General features: G+C 71.6%; 1 protein-coding gene. It reads right to left on the bottom strand.

Features of this window, described 5'->3' with window-relative positions:
- Positions 1 to 120 precede the first annotated feature (120 nt).
- A partial coding sequence (locus ACFU6K_RS35795; RefSeq protein WP_380670328.1) for an SdrD B-like domain-containing protein occupies positions 121 to 2,782 on the bottom strand: 2,662 nt, incomplete at its 5' end.

The raw sequence follows: 2,782 nt of genomic DNA, 5'->3' as shown, positions 1-2,782 counted from the left end.
GCCGCGTTGTCGTCAGTCGCCAATGCTCCGCAGTGGCTCCATCCTCCGCCTTGCGATGCACGCACCCCAACGCCGCCCCGCCCGCCCTCCGGGCGAACGACGGGAGTTTGAAGACACGCCCTAGCCGCGCTGGGCGGCCTTGCGCCTGCGGGCCACCAGCACCGTGGCGGTGCCGAGGGCGATCAGCGCCGCCGCGCTGGTCAACGCGATCGGCATCCCTTCACCCGCACCGGTGTTGGGCAGGTGCCCGGACGCCGGGGGCGCCGGGGCCGGCGGCACCGGGGCCGCCGTCGTCGGCGCCGGGGTCGGCGTCTCGGTCGGCGTGGGCGTCGGTGTCGGCGTCGGGGTGGGGATCAGCTTGTTGACGGCCGTCACCTCCACACCGGCGTCGAGGTTCGCCGAGGTCAGCTTCAGCGGGCCGAAGACGGTGACCTCCGGCGCCGCGTAGCCGTCCGGCGGGCTCAGCTCCTGCCAGTAGTACGTCCCCGGCACGCCGGTGCCCTGGCAGATGCCGTCGGCGCCGGTCGTGCAGGGCTCACCGACCTTGGTGTCGGGCTTGTCGCCGGTCGGCTGGAGCCCGTCGGTTCCGTTGGTCTCGTGCCACAGCTGGAACTTGGCGCCGGCCAGCGGCTTGCCGTCCTGGTCGTGCTTGACCAGGCGCAGCGCGCCCTCCTGGAGCCGGAAGCCGAAGTCGTAGGTGTGGTCGTTCTCGCCCGGGCCGCCGGTGGTCAGCGCCCGCTCCGGGTACTTGCCGTCCTTCGGGACGATGCCCTTGGAGTCGATGAAGTGGTTGTCACCGACGTCGTGGTCGGTCGGCACCCACTGGAAGAGGGGGCCGTCCTTGGCGTAGTCCGCCGGGTTGTCCAGCTTGATCGTGTACTTGGTCCTCGGCTTGAGGCCGCCCTCGACGTTGCCGTCGTCGAAGTAGTACTCGCCGCGCTTGGTCGTCTTGGTGGTGCCGACGAGCTTCCCCGTCTCGTCGTACAGGTGGACGGTGGCACCCGGAACCGGCTTCTGGCCCGGCAGTTGGAGGCCGCTGCGCTCGGGGTCGTACCAGACCCGGTTGCCGATCTGGAGCGGCGCCTGGTCGCAGAGCACCTCCAGGTCGCCCATCGCGGCGCCCTTGCCGAACGGCGGGATGCCCGGGGCCGTGTTGAGCCGCACGCCGCCGTCCGCCTTGCCGTCGCGCTTCTGGAAGGCGCTGCCGTAGCCGTAGGCCTGGCTGTCGCTGTCGTAGCCCGAGGTCACGATGGAGTCCTCGACCTTCGAGAACGCCATCCCGGCGTTGGCGGGGTTGTTGTGGCCGATCCGGGCGTTGTCGAAGAACCGCTGGCCGCGGGCCTTGGACCCGCAGCCCAGGTTGGTGTCCAGCACGTACGTGCCGTTCTCCGGGCAGGCCTTGAGGAGGTCACCGCCGGGCAGGACCTTGGACATCACGTTGCCCGTCGGGCTGGCCGCCGACTGGTCGCCGAAGCGGTCCCGGAAGGCGAGCAGCATCGAGCCGTCGGTCTCGAAGGCGATCTCGGCGACCGCCGGCTCGGGGTTGGCCAGGTAGCTGGCCCCGCAGGCCTGGCCGTTCTGGGTGGTCGGGAAGGTGTCCTGCCACGGGAACCAGGCGGTGCCCGGGCACGGGCCGCCGACCGTGGTGCCGCGCGGGTAGTCGAGCGGCTGGTTCAGCACGGCCGGCTTGAACGCGCCGGTGGACGGGTCGAACGGCAGCACCACGGCACGCAGGTCCGAGGCCTTGCCGGTGGACTCGCCCGAGCAGACGCCGCCGAGGAAGCCGGTGCCGTCCTGGATGCCGAGGCCGTACGGACGCCAGTCCCCCGGCGCCGGGCAGCCCGGGTCCGGGATGGCGTAGGCGGCCTTGGGATTGGCCGCCGTCGCCGCGGTGGCGTCGTAGCGGTAGAGCTTGCGGTCGTTCAGGTTGACGACGAACAGGTCCTTGCCGTCGTCGGTGATCTTGATGCCGCCGAGGCTCTCCTTGCCCACCGCGGCCAGGAAGCCGTCGTCGTTGCCCGGGGTGTGCGGGGTGGTGCCCGCGTCCGGGACGGTGGCGAACAGCGTGGTCTTCTTCGTCGCCCAGTCGGTGACGTAGATCCCGCCGGGGCCGCCGGGGCCGTAGCCGGTGGTCCGCTTGGCCTGGGCCGAGGAGAACACCCGCTTGTCGGCCTTGTTCCAGGCGATGCCGTACAGGTTGCCGGTCTGCCCGGCCGTGGCCACGTCGGTCAGGGTGAAGCCGGTGCCGGCCGTTCCCCGGGACTCGTACGGGAAGGACACCAGCGTGTGCTGGGCGTCCCCGTCCTGGGGCGGGTTCTGACAGGTCGACACCAGCGGCGCGTTCTTCTGGCAGTAGTCACCCGGGCTCCAGAGCCCCGTGGTGATCTCCACCTTCTTGCCGCCGGAGAGGTCGACGAACTCCTCGTTGGAGCTCAGCTTGTTCGGCCCGCCGTCCAGACCGTCCCGGGAGGCGAAGGCCGGATAGAGCACGCCCGGCTTCGGATTCACCACCTGGACCCGGTACTTGCCGCCGGTCAGCTTGCTCGCGGCCGGCGCCAGCGTCACCGTGCCGTCCGCCGCCGTGGTGCCCTCGATGGAGACCCCGGCCTCGTCGGTGAGCGTCACCTTCACGCCCGCCATGCCCGATTCCAGCCCGGGCGTCCACACACCGTCGGTGTCCACGGCCCGGATCACGTGGACCGCCACCGTGCCGTCACCGGTCTGGGGGAAGGCCGGTGGGGCCGCCGCCAGGGACCAGGAACCGGCCAGGACGGCCAGCGTC

It is taken from the genome of Kitasatospora sp. NPDC057512 (genome assembly GCF_042802135.1).
Lineage (GTDB): Bacteria > Actinomycetota > Actinomycetes > Streptomycetales > Streptomycetaceae > Kitasatospora.
The sequence above is the reverse complement of the archived record's forward strand: the minus strand, read 5'-3'. Positions and strand labels throughout refer to the sequence as shown.